This window comes from Acinetobacter sp. UNC436CL71CviS28 (assembly GCF_000620525.1).
Lineage (GTDB): Bacteria > Pseudomonadota > Gammaproteobacteria > Pseudomonadales > Moraxellaceae > Acinetobacter > Acinetobacter radioresistens.
The window spans coordinates 1-26,340 of sequence record NZ_JIBB01000044.1; the positions used below are offsets into that span (position 1 = coordinate 1).

Below are 26,340 nucleotides of genomic sequence, written 5' to 3' on the forward strand. Positions count from 1 at the left end.
ATATATCGCTGGTTAAAGCCTATAAAGCCGACAAAGCCGGGAATCTGGTCTTTCGCAAAACCGCGCAGAACTTTAATCCGGTCTGTGCCATGGCCGGAAAAATTACTGTGGCTGAAGTTGAACAGATTGTCGAGATTGGTGAGCTGGATCCGGATGCTATTCACCTGCCGGGAATCTATGTTAACCGTATTATACTCAATGCCACACCTGAAAAACGGATTGAACAGATGACACTGAAAACGGCGGAGGGATAAATATGGCCTGGTCACGTAATGAAATGGCACAGCGTGCCGCACAGGAGCTTGAAGACGGATTTTATGTCAACCTGGGTATTGGATTGCCGACCCTGGTCGCCAACTATATTCCAGAACAGGTCAATGTCTGGCTCCAGTCTGAAAACGGTTTACTGGGGATTGGGGAGTTTCCGACTGAAGAAACGGTGGATGCTGATCTGATCAATGCGGGTAAGCAGACCGTAACAGCCCGGCCCGGCGCTGCATTTTTCTCAAGTGCTGAATCCTTTGCCATGATTCGTGGTGGACACGTCAATATTGCGATTTTAGGAGCAATGGAAGTTTCCGAACAGGGAGATCTGGCCAACTGGATGATTCCGGGCAAGAAAGTTAAGGGCATGGGCGGAGCCATGGATCTGGTTGCAGGTGTACAAAAAGTCGTGGTGCTGATGGAGCACTATGCGAAAGATGGAACACCAAAAATTGTAAAACAGTGTAGCCTGCCACTTACAGGTAAAGGTGTAGTCCACCGGATTATTACCGACCTTGGTGTGATGGATATTGACGCCGCAGGGGTGAAACTGATAGAACTGGCCAAAGAGGTGACGCTAGAGCAGATTCAGGCAGTTACAGGCGTACAGCTAAATGTACAGCTAGAGAATGATGCAGCCTGATCCAATACTATAAAAATCATGTGAATAAAAAAGCAGCTTCGGCTGCTTTGTGTGTCCTAAGTAAATAATAAAACAGGCTATGGGCAGCTAGATACCATATCTAAGAATAAACAGACAAATGGATTTCAAAAACTATGTATAAACATCAAGGATTACTTGAGCGGTTCGCTCTTCGTATCAGTAACTGGTCAGAAAAATGGTTTCCTGACTCTTATATCTTCGCTTTACTGGGAGTCATCATTGTTTCAATTGCCGCGATGACGATCGGTGCTCCGGCCCAAGCTGTAGCTGAAGCTTTTGGTGATGGATTCTGGAGTCTCATTCCATTTACCCTACAAATGACCATGCTGATTATTGTCGGCTATGTGGTTTCGGTTTCCAGACCCGTCGAACTCCTTATTCAGAAAATGGCTCTTATACCCAGTTCCGGTCGTGGAGCAATTGTACTGGTTGCTACCGTCAGTCTGCTGATTTCCCTTGTCAATTGGGCCGTGAGTACTATTTTGACGGCTCTTTTAGTGATTGCACTGGCAAAACGTACTGAACTGCGAATGGACTACCGGGCCGCGGCTGCTGCAGCTATTATTGGTATGGGTGCGACTTGGGCACTGGGTATCAGTTCATCTGCTGCCCAGCTACAAGCCAATAAAGACAGTTTACCTGAATCTATTTATCAGCTTACCGGGGTTATTCCCTTCACTGAAACAATTTTTCTGTGGCAATCCATCGTTATGACTTTGGTACTGATCATTGTCTCAATTGCAATTGCCTACTGGTCTGCCCCTAAAGGTGAAAACGTCAAGACCATGCAGGATTTTAAACTGGACTTTGAAACTGAGAAAAAGCCGGAATCAAAGTCTAGCCGCCCGGGAGACTGGCTAGAAAATTCACCAATCTTAACCATACTAGTGGTGGCGATTGGTATAGGCTGGATGATTCTCGAATTTACCCAGCAGAATCCAATTCTGGCTATTTCCAGTTTAAATACCTATAACTTTGTCTTTCTGATGCTGGGTCTGGCTCTGCATGGGACACCACGTAATTTTCTTAATGCCGTGTCCAAGGCAGTACCTGCGGTCTCTGGCGTATTAATCCAGTTTCCTTTATACGGCAGTATTGCTTTTATCATGACTCATGCCATGAACAGCAATGATCTTTCTTTATCTCACTATATTGCCGAGTTTTTTGTTTCTATTGCTTCCAAGGAAAGTTTTGCTGTAGTGATGGGAATTTATTCAGCTATTCTTGGCTTTTTTGTACCCTCAGGTGGTGGAAAATGGATCATAGAGGCCCCATATGTTATGCAAGCTGCCAATGACCTGAAAGTACATTTGGGCTGGTCAGTGCAGATTTATAATGCTGCTGAGGCTTTACCGAACCTGATCAATCCATTTTTCATGTTGCCGATGCTGGGTATTTTGAAACTTAAACCTAAAGATGTGATTGGTTTTACCGTAACCCAGCTGGTCGTGCATTTTCCGCTGGTTCTTTTTTTATTGTGGATACTGGGGCGTACTCTGGCTTATACCCCACCTGTATTTTAATAGTACTGGCTTTTTCAAGAACAAAAGAGCCTTTCATTTTTACCAACACTGTACTGCGTTTTTTCGTTATGGTCTGAATAGGAATTCAAATATGCAACCGATTGTTATTGTTTCTGGTAGCCGTACTGCTATGGGAAGTTTTCAGGGTAGTTTATCCAGTTTAACTGCACCTGAGCTGGGAGCAGCCGTCATCAGGGAATCTCTACAACGCGCTGGTGTTCAAGCCGATCAGGTTGATGAAGTGATTATGGGCTGTGTACTCCCTGCCGGGTTAAAACAGGGTCCGGCCCGTCAGGCAATGCGTTTGGCGGGCTTGCCTGACCATGTTGGCGCCACCACTATCAATAAAATCTGTGGTTCAGGCATGAAAGCTGTCATGCAGGCAGCAGATGCAATTAAGGCAGGTAGTGCTGATATTGTAGTGGCAGGCGGGATGGAATCAATGAGTAATGCTCCATATCTGATGCCTAAAGCACGTGCAGGATTTCGCATGGGTCATGGTGAGGTCAAGGACCACATGTTTTTAGAAGGTCTTGAAGACGCAGAAACCGGCCGTTCGATGGGTTCACTGGCACAGGACATGGCTAACCAGAAGGGTTATACCCGCGAACAGATGGATGAGTTTGCGATCCGTTCTTTAACTCGTGCGCAAAAGGCTATTAGCGAAGGTTATTTAAAAGATGAAATTGTGCCAGTAACTGTCAGCAGTCGTAAAGGTGAGGTCATTGTGGCTCAGGATGAGAATCCGTTTAATGCTAAAATTGATAAGATTGTCACCTTGCGTCCGGCTTTTGCCAAGGATGGAACAATTACGGCAGCTAATGCCAGCTCAATTAGTGACGGCGCTTCAGCCATGCTGGTCATGACTGAAGAAAATGCACAGCAGCGTGGTCTGACACCACTAGCAAAAATTGTAGCGTATGCTTCACATTCACAACATCCCTCTGAATTCACAATTGCTCCAGTGGGTGCAATTGAAAAAGTTCTGAAGAAAGCCGGCTGGAATGCAGCAGAAGTTGATTTATGGGAAATTAACGAAGCCTTTGCCATGGTAACGATGGCCGCGATTGATGCCTTTGAGCTGGATGTTGAAAAAGTTAATATACATGGAGGTGCCTGCGCCCTAGGTCATCCATTGGGTTCATCAGGTTCACGTATTATTTTGTCACTGATCTATGCACTTAAACGCACTGGCAAGCGTAAAGGTATTGCAGCACTTTGTATCGGTGGTGGAGAAGCCACTGCAATAGCGATTGAAATCATGGCCTGATCTGAGTATTGTCAATTTTCTGCAGGATATACCATCGAGCGTGGTATATCCTTTTTCATATTCTGACTCTGGAAACAATCATGTCTCAGCAAGATTACGAAAATGGCCTGAAAGTCCGCACTGAAGTTATGGGTGAGGCATTTGTACAGCGTGCCCAAAACAACACCGTTCCATTTACCCAGCCGCTGCAAGACTGGATTAATGAACATGCATGGGGGTCAACCTGGCAACGTGAAGGTATACTGCCACGCAAATACCGTTCTCTGATTACGCTTGCATTTCTGGTTGCCCAGAAGAGCCCTACCGAACTAAAGGGACATGTTCGTGGTGCACTCAATAACGGTGCCACAGTTGAAGAGATTCAGGAAGTTTTATTGCACAGCCTACCTTATTGTGGAGCACCAGCAGCCCAAGAAGCTTTCCGGGCTGCGCTTGAAGTGATTAATGACTACCATAATTCGTAAAATTTTATAAAGTGCAGGCCTTTAACCTGCATTTTTTATTTTTATTAATATAAATATTTTATGGTTATTATTTAAACTTTAGTGCTAGAAAAGCATTTTGTTTGCTGGAAGTGTGTTAGCCTTAAGTTGATGGCTTAGCTTTGAAATTAATGGACATCAGTTATATAAATTAAGTTTTCCTCATATATTTAACTGCTGGACAGCGTATAATATTAAGACATCTAATAATAAGTATCCTTTTAAGAACTATTCCCCAAGGAGTCAGCACCATGACTTATCAACATATTTTAGTTCCCGTAGATGGTTCACCAACTTCTCTCACTGCAGTCAAACAGGCAGCTGATATTGCCAAGGCTTTTGGCAGTAAGGTTACAGCAGTTTGTGTACTTTCAGTTGAACCTTTTATTGCTGTTGAATTTGTCGATACCCAGACGCTGGTAGAAGACTATCGTAATAAAGCTAAACAGGAAATACAGAAAACTCTGGATCAGGCCAAAGCCCTTTTTGCCGCAGAAGGAGTAGAAATAGAAACCCGTCTGACTGAAGGACAGGAAATTTATAAAGAAATTATTAATACCGCAGAAGAGATAAATGCCGACCTGATTATTATGGGTTCACATGGCCGTAAAGGGATCAAGAAAATCTTTCTCGGAAGTGTAGCCCAGAGTGTATTGGCAGCAACGCATTTACCAGTCATGATTATCAAATAATAATTATTTAATCTGTTAATTGCATTTGAATCTCAGGTCAGGAGAGGAAAATAAGCCTAGACAGTTTTAAAGACTATTCAGCTCATTTTCCTCACATGACTTTCTAAGATATCGGTTCTGATGAATAACTTAGATCCCGATCCATCTTCAATCGATTGCACTACTCCCAACTATTGCTGTAGGTCACTTAGATAACATTTCTTTCTCTTTAGGTAAAAACTGCCGAGTCCCGGCATACTGATTGTTCAATATGCCTTTGCTCACCTTCTTCATGATTCAGAAAAAGCTGTAGCTCAAATCAAACCTTCTGCTGTTATTTTATCTAAAATAATTCAGGATCATCACTCAACAGGTTATACGAATAAGGAGCGATTTAAATAGCATGAGTACGGCCTTGTACATATAAATAATTATTATTCATTTAGCTTTCTATATTTCATTTTTAGAGGCTATTTATTATAGTCAGAAAAACAATGCCTGAGATAAAAATCCTGAGTAAAGCTGATTTTTTACTTAACTAAAAACTGCTGACCCAATACCCAAGCAATAATATTCAGCAGTCTAAATATTTAAGATCTTTTTAAAGCATAGAGAGAACTGCTCACTAGCCATCTTTTATATTCTTACAAAAAATAAATGATCCAACCAGAATCAACTCAGCTCTTCTTGAGCAGGCTCTTCGAAGCGGTTTATCCATTGATCCAGGTTTGCCAAGTTAACCACAGGTATACTATCGATGCCCAGCTGGTTACGTTTTTTCAGTCGTGACTTCAGCTCATCTATAGACGCCTTCAAATAGTAGACTTTGGCTATAACACCAAGCTCCTTGGCTACAGCGCGATAATGATCACGCTCCGTCCTTAACCAGAATCCATATTCAAGAATGACACTGTGGCCCTGTTTAAGTAACTGCAGGGCGAGCTGCCACTGGAGCTGCTCTACCTTAATCCTTGCCTGATCATCGTAAAAACTTAAACCGAGATCATACAACCACTCATCTGGTGAAAAGCGAATAGCCCCATATTCTTTTTCTAGAATTCTAGCCAATGTAGTCTTTCCTGAGCCTGGTAATCCACACATTAAATAAAGAACTGGAATTATAGTATTTTCAGGCATTTATTATTTTCCCTTTCTTTCATTTCTGACTATAGTCGTAGCAGATTAGGTTTTGACTGATAACTTTCTCTATTTTATATTTTTAATTTAATCAAAAATTAAAGCATTATGTGCGCTTACTCCTGCCAGTGCCCCATCACCTACGGCTAAAGACACTGAACCGCCGGGCCGAGCTGCGTCTCCACAGGCAAACACCCCATCAACTGAGGTTGCTTTTAGGTCATTTGTATAAATGAATTCCCCTGTTTCATCTTCTTCAATTTTACAACCCAAATCCTTGATCCAACCTTGCTCTAAAAAGGTTTTAGTTTGTATAAACAATCCATCAAAGTGTGTGATGCTCTGATCTGTAAATATCACATCAGCATGAGAATCCATCTGCTTAATTGAACGGTCATCTATAGTCACGCCTCTTTCTTGTAATTGCTGTTTGGCTTTCAGATTCAACAGGTCTGGCTGACCATTTAATAAGAGTGTAGTCTTACCCCAGTCTGGAAGCATCATGGCCAGATGGGTAACATGGGCAGAACTGGCTAAAAGTGCAATATTTCCCTGATTGAGTTCATAGCCATGGCAATACGGGCAATGAAATACAGATTTCCCCCAGCGTTCGTTTAGACCTGAAATATCCGGTAAGCGGTCAGTGACCCCCGAGGCTATGATTATTTTTTTGGCATAAATTGGCTGTTGAGTATCCAAATACAAATAAAAATCCTGATTATTTTTTTCTACCCGCTGGACCGTGCCCTGTTGCCAGTTGACTGTCTTATAGCGCTGTAATTGTTCCCGTGCCTTTTTTATAATTTCCAGCGCCTGAATTCCATCTTGTGCAAGAAAACCATGAGAATTTTCGGCGAATCGATTTCGTCTCTGCCCTGCATCAATTACTATAATATTTCGACGTGCTCTTGCCAAAGGTACTGCCGCAGATAAGCCGGCATAACTTCCGCCAATAATTGCAACGTCATAAATCATTTTGATAACTCCGAAAATCTCATTTCAGGAATTAGCTTAATACTTCTAGCTTATACCAATGTTGATGTCCTTTATGAGAAATGCAACTTTATGATTATTTTGTTTGCTTAACTGAATTTCTTTATCACCTTAAAGTGAAATGGCTATCTCAAGCAGCATTTTTTTAAAATAGAAACCTCAAATCTATAGCAGATCACACCTACCCCAAATATTAATTTTAATTAACCAGTTATTTTTAATGAATATATTTATTATATAGGTACTTTTTTACTTATTATTTTATTCACTTAAATAATATATCAAAACTAAACACTTTATATAAATTTACCAGCTAAAATCTCCCCCTATACCAGCAGAACTTTCTTTTCGAGTAAATGCCCCACTTATGCTCAGGCTATTATTGTTATCAACAATCCGCTGATAACCTACAGCAACTGCCTGTTCAGATCTCTACAGATCGGCATCAACACGGTTTTTCCTTATAAGACGGATGTGCTTATTACTCCATTTATCACTTGATTTATAATTTAGCACTACTTCTTCAGGGATAACTCCCTTAAACTGGTCACTAAAAAACTTGCTCTAGCCTGATCATGAGAATAGATAGCATCTTAAGTATCGATCTTCTATTTTTTAATATTTAACCTTCTCTGATACCATATTATTTAGATGTTAAAATTCTCAATATTTAAAAAATATTTCTATAAAATAAGATTTTTAAGGCTGACTATAATAGAAATTGTCTTGTTATTTTAGTTTTTATTAAAATCAATAAGTTAAAAATATATTCAATTTAGAAGTTATAAGCCCTAATATATAGCTAAAATAAATTCCCTCTATTTTAACAACCTTAACAATAAAAGAGTGTTCTATGCGTCATTCTTATCATGCTGAACAGCACTATATGGAGCGTGCGGGATGGTTACGTGCTGCTGTACTGGGTGCAAACGATGGGATTATCTCTGTTACCAGCCTTATCATTGGCGTAGCGGCAAGTGGGGCCTCCACTCATACCCTGTTAATTACCTGTATAGCCGGCCTGATTTCTGGCGCTGCCTCAATGGCAGCCGGCGAATATATATCAGTTAAGTCCCAGCAGGATATCGAGCAGAGTGATTTGAATATGGAAGCACGAGAATTAGATCTTCATCCGGCCCATGAATTAAAGGAGCTCCAAGATATCTATATACGTCGCGGTTTAGACTCTGACCTTGCCCGTCAGGTTGCTCAACAGCTGACTGCACATAATGCTCTGGACGCCCATGCAAGAGATGAAATTGGTATTTCAGAACAGACTTCAGCAAATCCTGTTCTTGCAGCAGTCGCATCAGCTCTGGCTTTTTCAGTGGGGTCTTTGTTTCCTGTTGCTGCAATTATTTTTCTTCCTGAATCTATACTCCAATCAGGCATTATTATAATTGGTATATTAAGTCTGGGAGTTCTGGGTGCGCTGGCAAGCTATACCGGTGGCAATTCTATCTGGAAAGGTGCCATACGTATTATGATATGGGGAATTATTGCGATGCTGTTTAGCGCATGGGTGGGTTCATTATTTAATGTCACAGCTGTTTAGGTAATAAATCATATAAACATATTGTATCCTTATAACTCTTTTAATTATATTTTAAGAAAGAAAAACTATAATCCAGATAGTATGTTTATGTGATCAGGTTATGGGCTTATTCATATAACACCCATCATGTTAATTTTAGAATTTCTTAAAATCAAATAACCATAACTGATCTATTTAACATACGGCCAAACGACAGGATCAACATAATCTTCATCAATATGGTAGCCCTGTGCCATAACTTCTTTTTCATCAATTTCCCTTGATTTTTTATTTCTTCTCAACTCATTTGTAAATGCTTGTTCTAACTCTTTTGATGTCATTTTATAAGTATCAATATTATTCTCTGAATCATCCATTGAATTTCTTTCATCATAGCGAATTGTATTGAAAGTATAATGAACCATATATTGTTCTTTACCATCTTCAGTTTTTTTAGTTTGTTTTATACTCAGATCCAAAAGGATACCATTGCCATATAAGCGGTAGCCGATCGAGTTTCCTCCAACTGTATTTATTATTTTTTTCCATTCTTCATAATTAAAGATATAAGTCGGATCAATGACATCACCTGATTCCATTAGATATCGAATATTATCTTCTTTTGCTATTCGTGCAGAAAAACGATAGAAATAATTTTTCCACTCGGCCTGATTAATTTTTTTCATTAAATCAACATAAGCTTGATAGGCTTGTTCAGGACGTACAAACTCTTCTTTGTTTAAACCTGCATTGATAGTCATCACCTCAATACCTTCTTCCCCATGAAAAGATGCTCCAAGTACTGAAAAAACATGATTAATGGTCAAGCTACTTGTACTATTCTCGATTTTAATTTGGCCTAAGTTCGGTAGTGAAAAATCTAATTCTCGAAAACTCGCTACTGGGTGATTATCTACCTTCCCTTGATTGTAGTGAGCAAAATCTTTAAAACCTTGTGGACCAAAATGTAGTGAATAAGGTTGCTGATTCATTGTATTGTTCTCTGTATTTTTTGGATGAGGTTGACAGCTTAAAAGGAAGAGTCCGAATATAAAGACAAAGATCAAGTTAAAATAGATCTTAAATTTTTCCATCATTACTGTCCTTACCAACATTAAAATCAGCTTTACTGTTACCCCATCCTGCAATAATTGCGAGTTCCTTTTCTAAAAATGGACGTCCTTTGTTACTCAACATTAAAAGATGATATTTTTCTGCTGCTTTTTTAATCCATTCCATACGGCTATCATAGTTTTGAACTCTAGTATGTGGCAAAGGCTCAATATAGACAGATTCAGGGAGTTGATTAATAACTCCTGCATGACGACCTTTATAGTTTCCATTTTTATCAGGTTTGACCGTATCAACGCCATAATCACTAGATAAGACTAAGGTACTATCAGGGAGCTTGGTATAGCTTTGTAACGTTGCCTGTGCTTGTACTTTCCAATCTTTCCATACCAATTCCTGTAAAATATTTCTTTGCTCTTGTACTGCAATCGCCATCAAATGTTTTAAAAGATTTTTACTAGACAACTTAAATCTAACTTGTCTTGATTCATTCTTTCTTTTAAATACATTTTCAATTTTTGGAAGATACTCAAAAGCCTGTGTAATTTCAGGGGTACTTTGTAAGTGCTTAATTATCGGTAAGCAACTTGACCAAGGAATATTTCTTACTTCTTCTTTTATATGGGTGAATTTTGAGACATCACGTTGAGTTCTACACTGGTTAAAAGATGCAGATGACATACTCCAAGCGTAGTGCCATGGAGCAATATCCATGAATAACCATAAATTTCCTTTTGCAAAAGAATGTACAGGGTCTCGAATCACACTGAGTGGCATCCACTTATATCCCCATGCGGTGAGTCCATGTTTAAACACTGCTGCAACTGTTTTTGAGGCAAATGCGCCTAGACCCATCCAATAATAACGACCTATAAGTTGTTTATCTCCATGATTTTCCTGTTCAAGGTAAATTTTGGCATAGACCGATGCTATTCTTCTAGCTCTTGCTTCATATCCTGGTTCGAGTTTATAGAGATTTTTTCGTACATCCATTAAATTAGATACGTTTTGCAATTTCAAGCGAACCTCTTGCCTCAATCTTCTTAATGATTTGTAGAATCTCAGGAGCCTGAATCTGGTTAATACGCTTATTAGCAAGAGCAATATAAAGCTCATCCAATGAAGCTCGTACATTACTAATGTGTTTGGATGACCAAGTTTCTTTTTGATTATTGAACCAATCCTCTGCGACTTCCTTAAAATAAGGCTGCTCCTGCTCAACCTCAGTTGTATTTTTGAGTTTATATCTCAGATCAAACCGATCTCCCTTGCACGCTTTAAACTTAGCTCAGGATAGATACCTAATGCTTTAGACTTCCTTTGTCCATTTTCCGTGTATCTGATAGACCAATATTTTTTGCCATTCGGATCGACTCGTAAAGACAGACCATTAATATCAGAAAGGCGGTACTGTTTTTCCTGCGGTAATGCTTTTTTACACAGCACATCGGTAAGCGACATATCTTTGTCCCACATAATTAAACTTATTTAGTGGGTCAAATTGTCCCAATTTTGACCCTCATAAAAGCAAAAATAGGGTCAAACAGCTTAGGACAAGGTCGGACAACACAGCCAATAAAAAAGCCTCTAAACATTGATTTTAAAGGCTTTTTTAGATTCCGATGGATTACTTCGGAAAGAATTTTGGTGGGGTGGCGTCAATTAAACTAAATACATAAGCAGTTGATATAATTTAAAATAAATTTTATTCAACCAAACACCATACAAAATACCATACAAAAGCATTTTATTTAAATCGCAACTAACTCAGCTATTTTTTCCGCAACTATCTCCAACGTATCTTCAGATGTATCAAGACCACTTCTTGAAGCTAACATTGGACTGACATCTCTAAGTGCCTCGTACGTTGTATTATGTACAATTGGAATCAAACGGTTACCAGCTAGAAGAGTTGAAAGCTCTTTATCTGCTACACCTTCTTTAGGTAAGCGCGACAACAAAGCTGGTGTTACCAAAACGAGTCCAACTTTAGAATTAGCCAAACCTTTATCAATTGCTCTCATCATTGGAACACCCAAACCAAGGTCTTTTTCACTAAACCAAACTTTTACACCAGCAGCCTCTAGAAAATCGTGTAGTTGTTTAGCAGATTCCTTACGATCATCCCATGCATGGCATAAAAACACATCACGAAGGTCAGGCTGCTCAGAAGCTTTTTTCTCGATTACCTCTCTGACAGGTGTTAGGGATGTTACTTCATTTGTCGTATATACAAGAGAGGAGCCTGTTTTAGCCCAGCGAGGTTTTGAAACACTTTTTGAACTCCCACTGCCCCCAGCTCTACTAGAATCACTATAGGTGCTACTAGACCCATTATAAGAACTACCAGAACTATATGATGATGAGTAAGAATAACTACGAGAACGAGAACCATATCTGTTACGACATGCTGGGCAAGCCGCAGCAGCTGCAGCAGAACTATGGCCTCGAACAGGAGCTGTACATCTAGACATTTATTTTCCTTTTTTATGATTTATTCACATTTAGGTTTTAATTAAGCGATTAGCCTATTTTACAACATACTACTAACAAACTAAAAAATAAAAATAATTTTATGAATAACTTAACAAGCTGATATAGCTTCTTCGATTAAAATATCATTACCACAAAGAACAGCGAATTTAAATTATTAGCTTCTTTCAAAGACAAGGCTCGTCCCTAAGGGATCGAGCCTAATGCATTTGTTAACGCTCTTTGTTGAGCAGATGATTACGCCTGTACTGGCGGTTCAATTTTTTCATGCCGACTTAGGCCATATTCCATTTCATATTTCTACTGCTAGGCAATAGTTTTATGCTTGTCTAATCTGGAAGAACAAGCCACGATTTTTTCATGCTGGTGTAGCATTATCCTGATTTAAGTCTCAGGCAAACCCGTATAAGTATATTTTCATCAGTGACCAAACTTCAGAATACTTACACTGTACCAATCTCGGCCTAGTCAGAGAGACCAATCCCCGACTGAGAAACACGACCAGTGTTCCATTAACCTTTCTTTTCTACATATTGTCCAACATGCTCACGCATGTGCCGACTCAAGTTTTCGCAATGAGCATCCCGACTGAAAAAATCGAAATGTTTTAGGATTCGCTTTAAGCTAGCTATCTCATTTAATACAAATCTTACTATGAAGATTTGTATCACAATTTCCGCAAGTAAATACTTGCTTTATATGCGCTACTCACCATCGCTCCCACACTGAAAAAATACAGCAGACTTTTAACCAATTTAAGCCTTTTTATTCAGTGCTTCCCAAGTTATTTCAAAGTGTCTTAATGTGCAGACCGTTTATCCTCTCGCCTGAATACATGCTTCCTGTTTCCCCCGACCGTAGTTCCTTAAAAAATATCGGGATATGATGTATACACAACTTTGTAAAGGGTAAAACTCTTACACTCCAATCAGCATCTATCGATTAATGCCGTTACACGTTTAAGCTATCCAGCGACCCATTCAGCTTGCGCAAAATGGTGCCAGCTTTTCCAGCGTTAGCCTCAAAGCCCTAGTACCTTACGGCACTCTCAGCAGCCATCGTGATTGGAAATGAGCATACTTTTCCAAGTAAAAAAACTTGTTCGATCAAGCATACACATTCAGCTATTAACGGAGACTATCGCACATCCTATGCTGCTCCTGACTGTATCACTTTGAACAGGGTTTCAATGTTCCACTATTTTCATAATTTCACACCTAACTTGGCTATTACTAACCAAATGACCATTTCACGATAAATCGCTTATAGGCTCCCGTTTCCTTGTCGCCCAACCACTTTTTATTTGCTTGGAACTCTTAAAAAGTGAATGAACGGATAGAAAAAGGATATTGCAATCCTCTAGCCCCCGTTGCAACGTACCGAGCGAGGTTTCCCCAGCAGTCCGCTACATCGGCAATATGAAGATGGTTAGTCTTATATTCAGGGCAATATGTATCAAAGTTTTTGAATGGTGGTCAGCCATTCAAACCACTTCAAAAAAAGAAAGTTGGAATGGATGGTCAATCCACAATTCGATTGATATGCAGTCATATTATCAAAGTTAATTTAACATATCAATAATATTGATATGTTATTTAAACAAGTATAAGATTTGCTGATCAAGGTTCGTAATGCGCACTAGGAACTACTTTATTGTCACCTTACAACGTGAGGTGACAGTGCTAGCGCAATTTGATTAATGCTGATTGCTGACGCACTCAGCAAAATGGGAAATGTAGAGAAAATTATTGTTGATGAACAATTCAAAAATGGATGAAGAAATTTGGACTTAAGTGGATTGTTGATTGACATGAAAAGTGCATAGTTGGATGACATAAAATGATTGATTACAGCCCCCACACAAAATACACCGCACAAAAAATTCAAGATAAGGTCACAAGAGGATCATATTTTTACTGCAAATTTATAGTGCAAACTGAGTTAGGTAAAATTGATATTGAAAAAATTATTCATAAATTAACCGAACGATACGCATTAAATTTAACCAGTCGGCAAAGAACCTATCGATTAAAACAAGGATTACCTGTTGCTGATCTCATTGTTCAAGACATTCTTTATAAAGATGAGTGGTTATTTATCTTGTTGATCAAAACCCCTAATAGCCATCGTCACAGCAAAGAAACCATAGGCAAAGTGACTTCAACAACTAGTTCAGCATATACATCAAAAGATAAAATTGCTGAACTTGAACCTGTTATCTGGGACAAAATCACAGTCGGGCAAGAATTAACTTTTATCCGTCATTACTATAAAGACAATGAACAGTTTAATTTCATATTAAATAAACCCTATTTAAGCTTGGATTTTGGAAAATATGAGGCTGAATTAGTACGGTTAAGCCATAAAAAGTATGCTGAACATCAAACTAAGTTTTACCGTAAAAGTAATAAAAATTTCTCATGGACGTGGCGATTTAAGAAAACTGAAATAGAAAAACTAAAAAGAGAATTAACCCAAATTCTCAATCGAGTGATTTCACAGAAAGATCAGACCAAAGCGCTCAATGATCTTCTTGCATGGCAGAATTATTTTAAAATTTATGCTGTATTCAGAGGTAATCGACAACAGGCGGGACGTTTATATACCTTCGGGAAACTATTCTTTTTCAGTCGGAAAAGACAACGATGGGATCAAGCACAAATGCCTGTGATGGACTTAACAATCATCGCGCGTTATGAAACCTATGCGGATTCTTATACTGAGTATTGTATGCGTAGATATTTTTATGAATCCTTTGAAACAGAGCTTCCACGTGAAATTTCAAAAACTGAAGATTGGACATTAATTAATGCGTATATTGATGCTGAATATGACCAACTTTAACAAACCGCCTTGTTATTTATTTTACTTATAAATATTTTTCTAAGCATCTGCAATTTTGATATAAGACTTAATTTAAATTATGATACTTGAACCTGTTAATCTTTTAAAATCCAAATAAAACCTTATATATCAATATTGTTGATATGCATTTAGTGCGACAAATTTTGTCTTTCTATTTCCAATTTTGCTGAAAAAACTTTAATTTTCGGTACACTAGTCATGTTTTATTCATTTCATCGGACATGCATAACAATGACCCAAGTACAACTGCAACAACTACAAAAACAACTTTGGAATATTGCCAATACTTTGCGTGGCACCATGGGGGCAGATGAATTCCGTGATTACATTCTGGGTTTTATTTTCTTTAAATATTTATCAGAAAAGTCGGTGAACTTTGCCAATGAATTGCTCGATGGCGAAGACCTCAGCTTTTTAGAATTAGATGAAAATAATGCTGAGCATGTGCCCTACATCGAAGAAATTAAAAAGAATGCCATTGCCGAAGTGGGTTATGCGCTTACACCAAAACAGCTATTCCATACCTTAGCCGAGCGTGGTCGTCAGGGCGAATTCATTCTGGATGATTTAACTGCGACCTTAAAATCAATTGAACAAAGCACGTTAGGCACCGACTCTGCCGATGACTTTGCCAACCTGTTTGAAGATTTGGATCTAAACTCGACCAAGCTTGGCAATAATGCCAGCGACCGTAATGCACTGGTGGCGAAAGTCCTCAGTCATTTAGATGATATTGATTTTGATATTTCCAATACCGAAGCTGATGTACTGGGTGATGCTTACGAATACCTGATTGGTGAGTTTGCCTCAGGCGCGGGCAAAAAAGCGGGGGAATTCTATACCCCGCAAACGGTATCGACTTTACTGGCGAAGATTGTCACCCAAGGCAAAGAACGTTTACGTTCAGTCTATGACCCGACCTGTGGTTCAGGTTCGTTATTGCTACGGGTAAAACGTGAAGTGAAAGATGTCGATATGATTTACGGTCAGGAAATGAACCGTACCACCTACAACTTGGCGCGCATGAACATGATTCTGCATGATGTGCATTTTGCCAAGTTCGACATCAAGCAGGAAAATACTTTAACCCGTCCGCAGCATTTAGATAAAAAGTTTGATGCAGTGGTGGCGAATCCGCCATTTTCTGCAAAATGGTCTGCCGATCCGTTATTTTTACAAGATGAACGCTTTGCCGCGTATGGCAAACTGGCGCCAAGTTCTAAAGCCGATATGGCTTTTGTACAGCACATGCTGTATCAACTGGATGACAAAGGCACCATGGCGGTGGTGTTACCGCATGGCGTATTGTTCCGTGGTTCGAGTGAGGGCGTGATTCGTCAGTATTTGATTGAGCAGATGAACGTGGTGGATGCCATTATTGGTTTACCCGCCAATATTTTCTATGGTACGTCTATTCCGACCTGTATTTTGGTGTTGAAGAAAAACCGTGAGCAGAGCGGCAATATTCTGTTTATTGATGCCAGCAATGAGTTTGAAAAGCAGAAGAACCAAAACAAGCTGTTGCCTGAGCATTTGGATAAGATTGTTGCGGCATTTGAAAAGCGTGAAAATATTGAAAAATATGCGCATGTGGCGACTTTGCAAGAAGTCAAAGACAACGATTACAACCTGAACATTCCGCGTTATGTGGATACCTTTGAGGCGGAAGCCGAGATTGATTTAGATGCGATTGCAAAACAGCTTCAAGCTTTGGAAGTTGAGAGCCAAAAGACTGATGCCATCATTGCAGATTTTTGCAAAGAGCTAGGCATTATTTCTCCTTTTGCGGAGGTGAAGTAATGGCTGCGCCAAAGTTAAGATTTAGAGAGTTTGATGTATATTGGAACTCTGTAGCTATTGGGAATTTTTTAAAAATTAAATCGGGCTTAGGATTCAAAGCAGAAGAATATACAACTGAGGAAGCTATACGCCTTTTACAGATTGAAAATGTGGGTTATGGGACAGTTAAATAGACTCATAACGTTAAATTCGTACCACACAATTATTTAGAGAATCATCAAGATTTAGTTTTAAATGAAGATGATATTGTTTTAGCTTTAAATAGACCTGTGACCAATGATCAGTTAAAAATAGCAAAATTAACTAAACAAGATAGTCCATCTATTCTTTATCAGCGTGTCGGAAAATTAGAGTTTAAAAAAAACGAAATTGATAGTGGCTTTATTTTTCAAATTTTCCAAAAGGATGTAAAAAATTATGTTTTAAATAGTTCGATTGGTAGTGACCAGCCTTTTATCTCTACAACTCACTTATATAAACATAAACTACACATACCATCAAAACCCGAACAAACCAAAATTGCCTCTTTTCTTTCTGCAGTGGATGAAAAGATTAGCCAACTCACGCAAAAACATGAACTACTTAGCCAGTATAAACAAGGCATGATGCAAAAGCTGTTTAGTCAGGAAATTCGTTTTAAAGCGGATGATGGTGGGGAGTTTGGGGAGTGGGAGGAAACATCTTTGCATACCTTCCTTTGTGAAAGTTTAATAAAAGGAAGTAAAGGTAATAAAGCTAAGAAGTTAACGGTTAAATTGTGGGGTAAAGGTGTTATCCCTAAAAATGAAGCTTTTCAAGGCAGTGAAAATACACAATATTATAAGCGTTCAGCAGGGCAACTAATCTACGGAAAGTTAGACTTTCTTAATTGCGCTTTTGGGCTTATTCCTGAATATTTAGATGGGTTTGAGTCGACTATTGATGCTCCAGCTTTTGATATTGATAATAAAATAGTTCATCCTTATTTTTTGATAAATAGATTTTTACAAAAGGATTTCTATCAAAAAAATGGTGAGGAAGCCGATGGAAGTAGAAAAGCAAAGAGAATTAATCAAAGTGTTTTTTTAGCTATGCAGATTGATTTACCTTCTTTAGAAGAACAGACCAAAATCGCCAATTTCTTATCTGCCATTGACCAAAAAATTGAAGTGGTGACACAGCAAATTGAACAGGCCAAAACTTGGAAAAAAGGCTTGTTGCAGCAGATGTTTGTTTAAATATTTTTAGCCAAACTCAATTTAGGGTTTGGCAGTTTTATTATTTGAGTTAGGGGTAAGAATGCAGGATTTAGAAGATCAACTCATTCAAAAGTATGAAAACATTTTATTAAAGGCTCAAAAATATAAAATGCCTGAAAGGGAACTGACGATATTTGATACTGCTCTTAGAAATCATCACGAGAATCCGACTACAGAGCTATTATCTTTTTTTCTAGATCCTAATGAAAAGCATCACCTCGGGACTGCATTCTATGATGGTTTTATTCAAGCAATAAAATCACATGATGAATATGCCGATTTTGATTTTGGTCAATTATTAGAAATTAGAACACAGCAAACTACAGATAAAGGGAATCGTATAGATTTATGGTTTCAGACAGATACTGCATTGGTCGTTATAGAAGTAAAAGTCTTTCATCATCAAAATAATCCATTTAAAGATTATGTATCTTGGGGCAATAAACAGCTTAAAAAATTAATATCGCAAAAGCAGAGGTCTGAAGAATCGCCTACTGAAATTAAATTGATTCCTATTGTGCTATGTCCAGACGGAAAGTGTGATGAAAGTGATTGGCTGGGAGTATCGTTTACACGGTTAACCTCATCAACGAGAACATATTTGGCACCAAAATTTATAGATAATCCATTTAATAAATGGAGCATATTTTCACGTGACTTTTTATTACATTTAGATAGCTTTATAGAATTATTGGATACGAATATGGAAAGTTTGAACTTCGTTGTTGATCATATGCAACAAATTCAAGAATTAGTCGAACTAAGAGAAAATGTTTACCAAGAAATAATTAACCATATTAATAATGAACTTCAAATAGCATTAGGTGAGGAATATGAGCCTTTTGTGAGAAGACATACTTGGGATGGCACACCAGCTTTGCGCTTTATAGGAAATAATTGGAAAGATTGGTCAGATTCAGTCTTGAATTTACATGTTGCAACTCATCCAATGAGTTGTGCAGTTCATATGTATGTTCAACACCCTACACCAGACATTGTTAAAAAAGTTGAACAAGTGTTAAAAAAAGGAATTCATTCCACATATGAGTCTTGGTATGAAGGTAAAAAAGATGAATATTGGGCGGCATCTTGGCAGTTCAAGCAATTTGAGTTGAAAGAAGTTACGCAACTCATTGTGCGCAATCATAAAATTCTAAATCGTGTTGAACTAGAGTGGAAATAAGTGGTCTAAAATAAATCTAGATCTTCATAAGGTGTATAAATGCAATTATATCAAACTCAAGCACAGACATTAGTCGAACTAACCGAGGATCCTTTTCGTTTGGAAAGAGAAATTCAAACTCTGTTTGAAAGTAATCTTTATAGTTTTACAGGTCTCGAGTTCATCAAGTCCGAGTTCACGATCAAGAATAATCGTATTGACACGCTAGCTTTTGATTCTGAAAGCCAGGCATTTGTGATTATCGAATACAAACGAGAGCGTAACTATAGCGTGATCGACCAAGGGGTTTCTTATCTGAATCTGATGCTCGACTACAAGGCAGATTTTATCGTTGAGTACAATGAAAGCCAGAGTAAACAGCTTAAACGTCAGGACGTCGATTGGTCACAAAGCCGAATCATTTTTGTTTCACCCAGCTTTACTGACTTTCAAAAGCAGTCCACCAACTTTAAAGATTTAGGCATTGAGCTGTGGGAAATCAAACGCTATCAAGGTGGAATTGTTTCAGTCAATCCATTACAGAAAGCCAAATCAGCGCCTTCAATCAAGCAAGTGCAAAAGGTTGAGTCTGAAGACATTCAAAAGATTGCCAAAGAAATCCAGCAATATGATGAAGCCTATCACTTGGCGGATAAGTCTGATGACATCAAAGAGCTATACGAGCAATTCAGGGATTCAATTCTGGGCTTAACCACCGATTTAGAGGTTCATCCCAAGAAAATGTACATCGCCTTCCGTAAGGGTAAGCGTAACTATGTTTATATGAGTATTGGGACAAAGCAAATTCGTATATGGCTGAATATGCCTTTTAATCAACTGGATGACCCGAAACAGCTTGCGAAAGATGTGACCAATATTGGACATTGGGGAAATGGTGATTGTGAAGTAATCGTGTCAGATACAGAAAATTTAGAATATATCTTGAGTTTAATTAAACAAACATTGAAGTGAATAATTTAAGATTTTAGAGGGAATGGAAATGACAGTACAAAGCGAATACCAACTTGAAAATGAACTGATTGGTCAGCTCAAACAACTGGGTTATGCCTCAGTCATGCTCAAGGATGAAAGCCAGCTACTGTCAAACCTGAAAACCCAGATTGAACGTGCCAATGGACTTGCGCCACTATCGACAACCGAGTGGAAGCAGGTCATTAGTTTTCTGAATACCGGCACGGTCTTTGAAAGGGCCAAAAATCTACGCGATCTGTTCCCTGTAAAATTTGATGATGGCAGCAGCAAGCACATCTTTTTTCTGTCCGATGATCCTAGCAAGAATATTTATCAAGTCACCAATCAGATTACGATAGATCACCGCGACTATAACGGCCGTACCAGCCGTTTTGATGTGACCTTACTGGTTAATGGCTTGCCACTGGTACAAATTGAACTGAAAAAGCGTGGGATGGAAATTGCTGAAGCCTTTAATCAGACCCAGCGCTATACCCGTGAGGCCTATTGGGCTGGACAGGGCCTGTTTGGCTTTGTCCAGCTGTTTGTGATTAGTAATGGCGCCAATACCCGCTATTATTCCAACGGCACGACAGGCATCGAGTTTGCCTTTCCCTGGGCCGATGTCAGCAACAAACACATCTATGAAATTGTCGACTTTGCCGAAACTTTTCTGAATCAGCAGCATCTGACCCAAATGCTGACCCAGTACATGGTGCTGCTAGAAACCACCAAAAGCCTGATGGTGCTGCGTCCCTATCAGATCTATGCAGTACAGAAGATTGTCCAGCATGTACAAAGCTCGGATCAGAATGGTTATATCTGGCACACCACCGGTTCAGGCAAAACCCTGACTTCATTTAAAGCCAGCCAGATTATCATGCACATGCCCGATGTAGAAAAGGTCTTGTTTGTGGTGGATCGTAACGACCTTGATACGCAAACATCCAGAGAATTCAATGCTTTTAAAGCCGAGAGCGTGGACAGTACTGATAACACATCTACTTTGGTTAAACAGCTTGATCAACGTCATGACAAACTGATTGTAACCACCATTCAAAAACTCAATCGGGCCATCAGCACCGACCGTTATTTAGAATCCATTGATTATCTTAAAAATAAAAAAGTGGTCTTTATCTTTGATGAATGTCATCGTAGCCAATTTGGTGATACCCATCAGAACATTAAAAAATTCTTCAGCAATGCACAAATGTTTGGTTTTACTGGTACGCCTATTTTTGAAAAGAACAGCCAAAGCAAAGCAGGTTTAAAACTCACCACAGACTACCTGTTTAATGCGTGTTTGCATAAATACGTGATTGTGGATGCCATCCGCGACCGTAACGTCTTGCAGTTCCAGATTGATTATCGTGGCAAATACACCGCCAAAGGCATGGCGACCAATGAAAGTTATGAGGAAGACGTAGAGGGCATCGATACAAAAGAACTGTATGACAACCCGCAACGCTTAGAAATGATTGCCCGCTACATTGTCAATATCCACGATACCAAAACCCGTAATCGTGAATTTACCGCGATGTTCTGTGTTAGTTCGGTCGAAACACTGACCCAATATTACGACCTCTTTGAAAAGGTGCAGGCTGAAAAGCAAATTGAAGATGAAGCACAAGGTCGGATATTTAAACCGTTGACCATTGCCACTATCTTTTCCTATGCTGCGAATGAGGCTGTACCGACTGATGACTTAAATGGCTTGATTCACGAAGAAGCCGCAGATATTCCAAGTCAGGTCAATTCATCCAGTCGGGATAAGCTGGATCGCTACATAGCGAATTACAATCGACAGTTTAAAACCAACTACAATTCTGGTGATCAATTTTATGCGTACTACCGCGACATTGCACAGCGCGTAAAAAACAGACAGATTGATATTCTAATCGTGGTCAATATGTTCCTCACGGGCTTTGACTCTAAGCCGTTAAATACCTTGTATGTCGATAAAAACCTAAAATATCATGGCTTGATTCAAGCATTCTCACGCACCAACCGTGTCTATAACGATAAAAAACCATTTGGCAATATCATCTGTTTCCGTAACCTAAAACGTGCAACAGATGAAGCACTGGCACTATTTTCCAATAAAGAAACGACCAAGATTGTACTTGTTCCCAGCTATGCGGAAATCGAACAGGATTATCAAGCTGCGGTGAGCAAATTGTTTGCCTTAACGCCCAATTACCAATCAGTCGATGATCTTGTCACAGAAGAACAGCAACTGGAATTTATTAAGGCCTTCCGTGAAGTGATGCGCTACAACGCGCAATTACAAACCTTTATTGAGTACGATCAAGACCAAACACAACTTGATAAGCAGCACTTTGCAAACTTCGCCTCTAAGTATGCTGACCTATGCCGTGCCGTAAGAAAGACCACCAAGAAAGACAAAGTATCGGTATTGGATGATGTCGATTTTCAGCTGGATTTACTGCACAGTGACCGCATTAATGTGGGTTATATCATCAACCTGCTACAACTGGTCGTGGACACAGACTCAGAGGACAAGCGTCAGAAGTACCAAGCGCAAATTTACGATTTAATCAGTAGCGATATTAGCTTGCACGATAAGCAAGACCTGATTCAAAAATTCATTGAAGAAAACATGCCGAAGATGATCAACGGCCAAAGCGTCCAAACAGCTTTTTCTGAATTCTGGGATGCTGAAAAAGAACAGGCCTATCAGCATCTTTGTAAAGAAGAAAACCTGAAACCAGAAGCCATGAAGCAGGTTCTGGAGCATTATGAGTTCACCAAACGCCTACCACGTAAAGAAGAGTTGAAGGACTTACCAAACTATAAAGTGAAGCTGTTTGAGCGGGAGAACGTGTTTAGCAATTTGCTGGTCAAGACACGCCAGTTGATTGAGAAGTTTTATACTGGTTTTAATTAAATAATACACTTCAAAATGTGACTTTATTTCCAGAGAGTAAGCAGTGAAATTAGACTATATAGCAGGAACCGTGATCACTCATGATTAAAAATATGGATTCTTTCAAGCTGTCCTATGTGTATTTCTTTCCAGTGGCCTTTTTCCCATTTTGGAATATCTATCAATTTAGAAATGATCCAGATATTAAATCTTGGTTATTTAGAAATTTACTTGTCAGTTTTATAGTTATTTTGATTCCACTTTTTCTTACTTTAAGCATGATGATTACTAAGGTTTTATACAAAGATCAGGATAAAAATACAGAATATCGCTCAATAGGTTTAGGGTTACTATGTTTTTTATTTCTCACAGGAAGCAACTATTACCAATTTCAGAAATTTACAGTAGGAACAGACCTATCCATTGACTATTACCGAATGGCTATAATGATTAGTTTTCTAATCGCTTGTTTTATATCAAGTCTATATTTCACATTGAAATATAAAAAATACTCACAAAAACAATCAGTTAATTTTAATGTAAAAACAATGAGATTTATGGCGAGTACTGCTATTCCCTTCTTTATATCAGTAATTACCATTTTTATTATTTAAATTATAAAAGTGTTTAACTTTTATAATTAATTTAAATAACTCCTCAAAATCTATTAATTGATAGGTTTATTATGAATAGTGAAGAAATTGCAAAATTATTTAAATTAGATCAAGTTGATTTTGAAAAATGTATAAGTCCTGAAGAGTATGAACTTAAGTTATCAAAACAAGCAGATGATTTTTTCTTTGATAATTATTTTAAAAACGAAGAAATATTATTTGCTGCTTTTGATTTCTACTATTCTATAAATTTGTTAAAAAACAATGATAATTTAATAAAACTAAAAAATTTATTAAATAGTAATAAGGTTTTTAAATATTTAAAGGATAATAACTTAGGAATAATTAGCCTTATAATCATCATAACAGCATATGATAAATCGACAGACTATTATATATCCAATATTAAAAATAAAGAAAAATATCTAAATAATAAAACCAAAGAAACATATGAGAATTACAGAAAATTTATTAATGAAACACAAGATTTACATGATTTTAAATCATGGTATAAAAATGAAATTGAGCTAATGACAGCAAATTTATATGTATCAGTAAGAGCAATGATTGTTAAGAGTGAAACACAAAGAAAAATTTGTGAAAATTTATTTTTAAACAATTCAGCTCTAAAAAAACTATCAGACTTCGATTATGTTTTTGATCAGTATCTTGAAAAGATCAAACAATCCAACAGTAAAAATAAAGAGTTGGTTGAAAATGAGAGAAGATTAAAGATAAATAAATTTATTAGAGACATATATAATATGTTTAGTTCTCTGAACAGTCATATTCTTTCCTACGATATTATTTCCGAATTAGTCTCAATAATATATAACAATCAATTAGATCAAAGTGAAATAAAAAAAGTAATAAAAAAAGGAAATTCACATTTTACAATCACAGAATATGAGAAAAAATATATACGTGATCAAAATCATAATATTATAGCGCTGGAAATTGTTAGATACAAGATCGATAACAACTCCCCAACCTAGTCAAGATCACACAGAACACTCTATGTCAAGATGTTCTAGGCTTGTTTTTTTTACGGGTTTAAAAGTATTACTCTTTTTTTGATTCTTTATAAAAATGTATGTATCTACTATTTACATGAGAATTGAAATGCTAAAGACGAAAAAAGAAGTCTGTGAATTATTGAGTCTTACACGAGATGGTCTGACAAAGTTACAACAGAAAGATCCATCATTTCCTCGACCTATTAAATTTTCAAAAGAACGTCAAGCTCATGCATATTTTGATGTTAAAGAGCTACAGAATTGGCTTGAGTTAAAAAAATCTGAAAGAGAGGAATATTAAAATGAGTAATATTCTTTTATCTGAATTATCTAAGGATCAATTTAATGAAAAAGTTGAAGAATATCCAATTTATGCGTTTCCGATAATAGTTGCTAATGCGATTCAAAAATCTGCTTTTTATCATCATGTTCCTGTTGCAGTAGCGGCTCAAACATATTTAGCTCAAATGTCATTTATCGCACAAAGATTTATTAATGCGCCAAGTGATAAAAAAGAAAGTGGACAGCCAGCAAGTCTAGCTGTATTGACAGTTTTTGCTTCAGGTGAAGGAAAAGATGTATGTAAAGATGATGCTGCAAAAATTGCAATCGAAGTCGATAATACGAATATGCAAAGTTATAATGAAGAAATAACAGCATGGAAAATAGCACATCAAAAAAATAAAGGTGAACGTCCGATTAGTCCTCAATCTATTTTTGTAAGAGCAACTACGCAGGGTGTATTAAAACATATGAGTATTAGCCCTTCTACAAGTTTTATTTGGAGCACGGGCGAAGGCGGTTATTTATTCGGCGGCTATTCTCTGCAAAGTGATACAAAATCAGATGCTTTAAGCACATTAACAGATTTAGTGGATAAAGGATCACTAACTACAAATTTGGGGGGTGATGATAGTACTCTTGTTATGAATAAACGCTTTTGTTTGGATATAGCAGTACAAGACGTTGTGGCACGACCATCTCTTGAAAATGAAATGTGTAAAAAACAAGGTTTTTTTGCAAGATTTTTATTTGCTGCGCCTGAATCATTGCCTTTTAAGGAAATCACAAAAGATAATCGTAAATTAAAGTCTTATGATGATAATGATATAAATATGTATTGGAGCTTATGTCGAGAACTGCTTGACCCAATAAATTTAGCTATTGATACAGCTGAAAGACAAGTTATTATGAAAAATGACGAAGCTGACGATATTCATATTGAATATGAAAATTATATTAATTTTGAATCTCAAAAAGATGGTTTATATTATTCTATTCAAGCAAATGCAAAACGAACAAAACAATATGTTTTAAGAGTTGCAGCTATTCTTTCTTTTTTTGAATCGGCTTTGTTGCACAAAGATTTGAAATGCAAAGCGCCCCTAATTGAGCCAAATTTAAGGCGTAACTTGGGTAAGTGGTCGACCTAATTCCGTAAATCTGTTAAGCACTGCTACACGTGCATGGATCTCATTCACTTGGCTATCAAAACTCCTTGCACTGAGTTTATCTCCTAATAATTTAATGCAATGCATCTTAGTTTCAACCAAACTTCGCCGATGATAGCCTGACCATTTTTTCCATAGTGTCCTGCCTAAACGTTTAACTGTTCGAAGTAATTCATTTCGCTCTAGCGAGCTACTCTTTGTATCTTTCCATGGTTTCGCATTTTTTCTAGGTG

24 protein-coding genes and 2 pseudogenes are annotated in these 26,340 nt (G+C 37.9%); 18 read left to right on the top strand and 8 right to left on the bottom strand.

What is annotated here, in order from left to right; all coding sequences use genetic code 11:
- The 6 genes from N518_RS0113195 to N518_RS0113220 all read left to right on the top strand — a co-directional run.
- Positions 1–254: CoA-transferase (locus tag N518_RS0113195; protein WP_026444218.1), on the top strand; the 254-nt coding region annotated here is incomplete at its 5' end.
- Between the two features lie 2 nt (positions 255–256).
- Entirely contained in the window at positions 257–907 is a 651-nt protein-coding gene (locus N518_RS0113200; RefSeq protein WP_005027375.1) for a CoA transferase subunit B, read from the top strand.
- A 134-nt stretch (positions 908–1,041) separates the two neighbouring features.
- A complete protein-coding gene (locus N518_RS0113205) occupies positions 1,042–2,451 on the top strand; it encodes a short-chain fatty acid transporter (RefSeq protein ID WP_005027377.1) in 1,410 nt (469 codons plus the stop codon).
- A gap of 91 nt (positions 2,452–2,542) precedes the next feature.
- The gene (locus tag N518_RS0113210; RefSeq protein WP_005027379.1) at positions 2,543–3,721 is read left to right on the top strand and encodes a thiolase family protein; all 1,179 of its coding nucleotides are present in this window, start codon (positions 2,543–2,545) and stop codon (positions 3,719–3,721) included.
- Between the two features lie 80 nt (positions 3,722–3,801).
- Positions 3,802–4,185 (top strand): carboxymuconolactone decarboxylase family protein, encoded by a 384-nt coding sequence (locus N518_RS0113215; protein ID WP_005027381.1) that lies wholly within the window; start codon positions 3,802–3,804, stop codon positions 4,183–4,185.
- Between the two features lie 269 nt (positions 4,186–4,454).
- Complete coding sequence (locus N518_RS0113220) at positions 4,455–4,895, top strand: universal stress protein (RefSeq protein ID WP_005027383.1); 441 nt, start codon at positions 4,455–4,457, stop codon at positions 4,893–4,895.
- Positions 4,896–5,546: 651 nt separating this feature from the next.
- Here the strand turns inward: N518_RS0113220 and N518_RS0113225 are convergent.
- The 3 genes and pseudogenes from N518_RS0113225 to N518_RS17125 all read right to left on the bottom strand — a co-directional run.
- The gene (locus N518_RS0113225; RefSeq protein ID WP_005027385.1) at positions 5,547–6,011 is read right to left on the bottom strand and encodes an AAA family ATPase; all 465 of its coding nucleotides are present in this window, start codon (positions 6,009–6,011) and stop codon (positions 5,547–5,549) included.
- A gap of 87 nt (positions 6,012–6,098) precedes the next feature.
- On the bottom strand, positions 6,099–6,986 hold the full coding sequence (locus tag N518_RS0113230; RefSeq protein WP_005027386.1) for an NAD(P)/FAD-dependent oxidoreductase: 888 nt from the start codon (positions 6,984–6,986) through the stop codon (positions 6,099–6,101).
- A 324-nt stretch (positions 6,987–7,310) separates the two neighbouring features.
- A pseudogene (locus tag N518_RS17125) lies at positions 7,311–7,424 on the bottom strand (YadA-like family protein); the annotation flags it as partial.
- Positions 7,425–7,857: 433 nt separating this feature from the next.
- Between N518_RS17125 and N518_RS0113235 the strand changes: the two are divergent.
- Complete coding sequence (locus tag N518_RS0113235; protein ID WP_005027387.1) at positions 7,858–8,559, top strand: VIT1/CCC1 transporter family protein; 702 nt, start codon at positions 7,858–7,860, stop codon at positions 8,557–8,559.
- Between the two features lie 170 nt (positions 8,560–8,729).
- On the opposite strand, the gene N518_RS0113240 is transcribed toward N518_RS0113235, so the two are convergent.
- The 4 genes and pseudogenes from N518_RS0113240 to N518_RS0113255 all read right to left on the bottom strand — a co-directional run bounded on the left by N518_RS0113240 (position 8,730) and on the right by N518_RS0113255 (position 12,083).
- Positions 8,730–9,635 (bottom strand): hypothetical protein, encoded by a 906-nt coding sequence (locus N518_RS0113240; protein ID WP_005027388.1) that lies wholly within the window; start codon positions 9,633–9,635, stop codon positions 8,730–8,732.
- Positions 9,619–10,629, bottom strand: coding sequence for a DUF2515 family protein (locus N518_RS0113245; protein WP_005027390.1), 1,011 nt, complete (start codon positions 10,627–10,629; stop codon positions 9,619–9,621). Before N518_RS0113245 ends, N518_RS0113240 begins: the two co-directional genes overlap by 17 nt.
- A pseudogene (locus N518_RS16375) lies at positions 10,613–11,070 on the bottom strand (tyrosine-type recombinase/integrase); the annotation flags it as partial. The gene N518_RS0113245 and the pseudogene N518_RS16375, both read right to left, overlap by 17 nt.
- 290 nt (positions 11,071–11,360) lie before the next feature.
- Positions 11,361–12,083, bottom strand: coding sequence for a toll/interleukin-1 receptor domain-containing protein (locus N518_RS0113255; RefSeq protein ID WP_026444370.1), 723 nt, complete (start codon positions 12,081–12,083; stop codon positions 11,361–11,363).
- A gap of 1,858 nt (positions 12,084–13,941) precedes the next feature.
- Here N518_RS0113255 and N518_RS0113265 point away from each other — a divergent pair.
- The 11 genes from N518_RS0113265 to N518_RS16385 all read left to right on the top strand — a co-directional run bounded on the left by N518_RS0113265 (position 13,942) and on the right by N518_RS16385 (position 26,089).
- Positions 13,942–14,946 (top strand): hypothetical protein, encoded by a 1,005-nt coding sequence (locus N518_RS0113265; protein ID WP_026444371.1) that lies wholly within the window; start codon positions 13,942–13,944, stop codon positions 14,944–14,946.
- Positions 14,947–15,198: 252 nt separating this feature from the next.
- Positions 15,199–16,767, top strand: coding sequence for a type I restriction-modification system subunit M (locus N518_RS0113270; RefSeq protein WP_026444372.1), 1,569 nt, complete (start codon positions 15,199–15,201; stop codon positions 16,765–16,767).
- Positions 16,767–16,940 carry a hypothetical protein gene (locus N518_RS17410; RefSeq protein WP_228133343.1) on the top strand — a complete coding sequence of 58 codons (174 nt, stop codon included), beginning with the start codon at positions 16,767–16,769 and terminating at the stop codon, positions 16,938–16,940. Before N518_RS0113270 ends, N518_RS17410 begins: the two co-directional genes overlap by 1 nt.
- 72 nt (positions 16,941–17,012) lie before the next feature.
- The gene (locus N518_RS17525) at positions 17,013–17,984 is read left to right on the top strand and encodes a restriction endonuclease subunit S (protein ID WP_228133345.1); all 972 of its coding nucleotides are present in this window, start codon (positions 17,013–17,015) and stop codon (positions 17,982–17,984) included.
- A 61-nt stretch (positions 17,985–18,045) separates the two neighbouring features.
- The gene (locus tag N518_RS0113285; protein ID WP_026444373.1) at positions 18,046–19,188 is read left to right on the top strand and encodes a PD-(D/E)XK nuclease family protein; all 1,143 of its coding nucleotides are present in this window, start codon (positions 18,046–18,048) and stop codon (positions 19,186–19,188) included.
- Positions 19,189–19,227: 39 nt separating this feature from the next.
- Complete coding sequence (locus N518_RS0113290) at positions 19,228–20,139, top strand: DUF5655 domain-containing protein (protein WP_026444374.1); 912 nt, start codon at positions 19,228–19,230, stop codon at positions 20,137–20,139.
- Between the two features lie 28 nt (positions 20,140–20,167).
- Positions 20,168–23,047, top strand: a complete 2,880-nt coding sequence (locus N518_RS0113295) for a type I restriction endonuclease subunit R (protein ID WP_026444375.1) — start codon at positions 20,168–20,170, stop codon at positions 23,045–23,047.
- 80 nt (positions 23,048–23,127) lie between these two features.
- Positions 23,128–23,640: a hypothetical protein gene (locus N518_RS0113300; RefSeq protein ID WP_026444376.1), complete on the top strand. Its 513-nt coding sequence runs from the start codon at positions 23,128–23,130 to the stop codon at positions 23,638–23,640.
- Positions 23,641–23,711: 71 nt separating this feature from the next.
- Positions 23,712–24,635: a hypothetical protein gene (locus tag N518_RS0113305; protein WP_026444377.1), complete on the top strand. Its 924-nt coding sequence runs from the start codon at positions 23,712–23,714 to the stop codon at positions 24,633–24,635.
- A gap of 127 nt (positions 24,636–24,762) precedes the next feature.
- Positions 24,763–24,957 carry a helix-turn-helix transcriptional regulator gene (locus tag N518_RS0113310; protein ID WP_026444378.1) on the top strand — a complete coding sequence of 65 codons (195 nt, stop codon included), beginning with the start codon at positions 24,763–24,765 and terminating at the stop codon, positions 24,955–24,957.
- Between the two features lies 1 nt (position 24,958).
- Positions 24,959–26,089 (top strand): DUF3987 domain-containing protein, encoded by a 1,131-nt coding sequence (locus tag N518_RS16385; RefSeq protein ID WP_228133344.1) that lies wholly within the window; start codon positions 24,959–24,961, stop codon positions 26,087–26,089.
- Here the strand turns inward: N518_RS16385 and N518_RS16880 are convergent.
- Positions 26,057–26,340 (bottom strand): transposase (locus tag N518_RS16880; protein WP_416201896.1); only part of this gene is annotated, 284 nt, incomplete at its 5' end. The genes N518_RS16385 and N518_RS16880 overlap by 33 nt on opposite strands.

Excerpts from the sequence above, each read along its gene's own strand:
- N518_RS0113200 (WP_005027375.1), top strand. The coding sequence starts at position 257 with ATGGCCTGGTCACGTAATGAAATGGCACAGCGTGCCGCACAGGAGCTT.
- N518_RS0113205 (WP_005027377.1), top strand. The coding sequence starts at position 1,042 with ATGTATAAACATCAAGGATTACTTGAGCGGTTCGCTCTTCGTATCAGT.
- N518_RS0113210 (WP_005027379.1), top strand. The coding sequence starts at position 2,543 with ATGCAACCGATTGTTATTGTTTCTGGTAGCCGTACTGCTATGGGAAGT.
- N518_RS0113215 (WP_005027381.1), top strand. The coding sequence starts at position 3,802 with ATGTCTCAGCAAGATTACGAAAATGGCCTGAAAGTCCGCACTGAAGTT.
- N518_RS0113220 (WP_005027383.1), top strand. The coding sequence starts at position 4,455 with ATGACTTATCAACATATTTTAGTTCCCGTAGATGGTTCACCAACTTCT.
- N518_RS0113225 (WP_005027385.1), bottom strand. The coding sequence starts at position 6,011 with ATGCCTGAAAATACTATAATTCCAGTTCTTTATTTAATGTGTGGATTA.
- N518_RS0113230 (WP_005027386.1), bottom strand. The coding sequence starts at position 6,986 with ATGATTTATGACGTTGCAATTATTGGCGGAAGTTATGCCGGCTTATCT.
- N518_RS0113235 (WP_005027387.1), top strand. The coding sequence starts at position 7,858 with ATGCGTCATTCTTATCATGCTGAACAGCACTATATGGAGCGTGCGGGA.
- N518_RS0113240 (WP_005027388.1), bottom strand. The coding sequence starts at position 9,635 with ATGATGGAAAAATTTAAGATCTATTTTAACTTGATCTTTGTCTTTATA.
- N518_RS0113255 (WP_026444370.1), bottom strand. The coding sequence starts at position 12,083 with ATGTCTAGATGTACAGCTCCTGTTCGAGGCCATAGTTCTGCTGCAGCT.
- N518_RS0113265 (WP_026444371.1), top strand. The coding sequence starts at position 13,942 with ATGATTGATTACAGCCCCCACACAAAATACACCGCACAAAAAATTCAA.
- N518_RS0113270 (WP_026444372.1), top strand. The coding sequence starts at position 15,199 with ATGACCCAAGTACAACTGCAACAACTACAAAAACAACTTTGGAATATT.
- N518_RS17410 (WP_228133343.1), top strand. The coding sequence starts at position 16,767 with ATGGCTGCGCCAAAGTTAAGATTTAGAGAGTTTGATGTATATTGGAAC.
- N518_RS0113285 (WP_026444373.1), top strand. The coding sequence starts at position 18,046 with ATGCAGGATTTAGAAGATCAACTCATTCAAAAGTATGAAAACATTTTA.
- N518_RS0113290 (WP_026444374.1), top strand. The coding sequence starts at position 19,228 with ATGCAATTATATCAAACTCAAGCACAGACATTAGTCGAACTAACCGAG.
- N518_RS0113295 (WP_026444375.1), top strand. The coding sequence starts at position 20,168 with ATGACAGTACAAAGCGAATACCAACTTGAAAATGAACTGATTGGTCAG.
- N518_RS0113300 (WP_026444376.1), top strand. The coding sequence starts at position 23,128 with ATGATTAAAAATATGGATTCTTTCAAGCTGTCCTATGTGTATTTCTTT.
- N518_RS0113305 (WP_026444377.1), top strand. The coding sequence starts at position 23,712 with ATGAATAGTGAAGAAATTGCAAAATTATTTAAATTAGATCAAGTTGAT.
- N518_RS0113310 (WP_026444378.1), top strand. The coding sequence starts at position 24,763 with ATGCTAAAGACGAAAAAAGAAGTCTGTGAATTATTGAGTCTTACACGA.
- N518_RS16385 (WP_228133344.1), top strand. The coding sequence starts at position 24,959 with ATGAGTAATATTCTTTTATCTGAATTATCTAAGGATCAATTTAATGAA.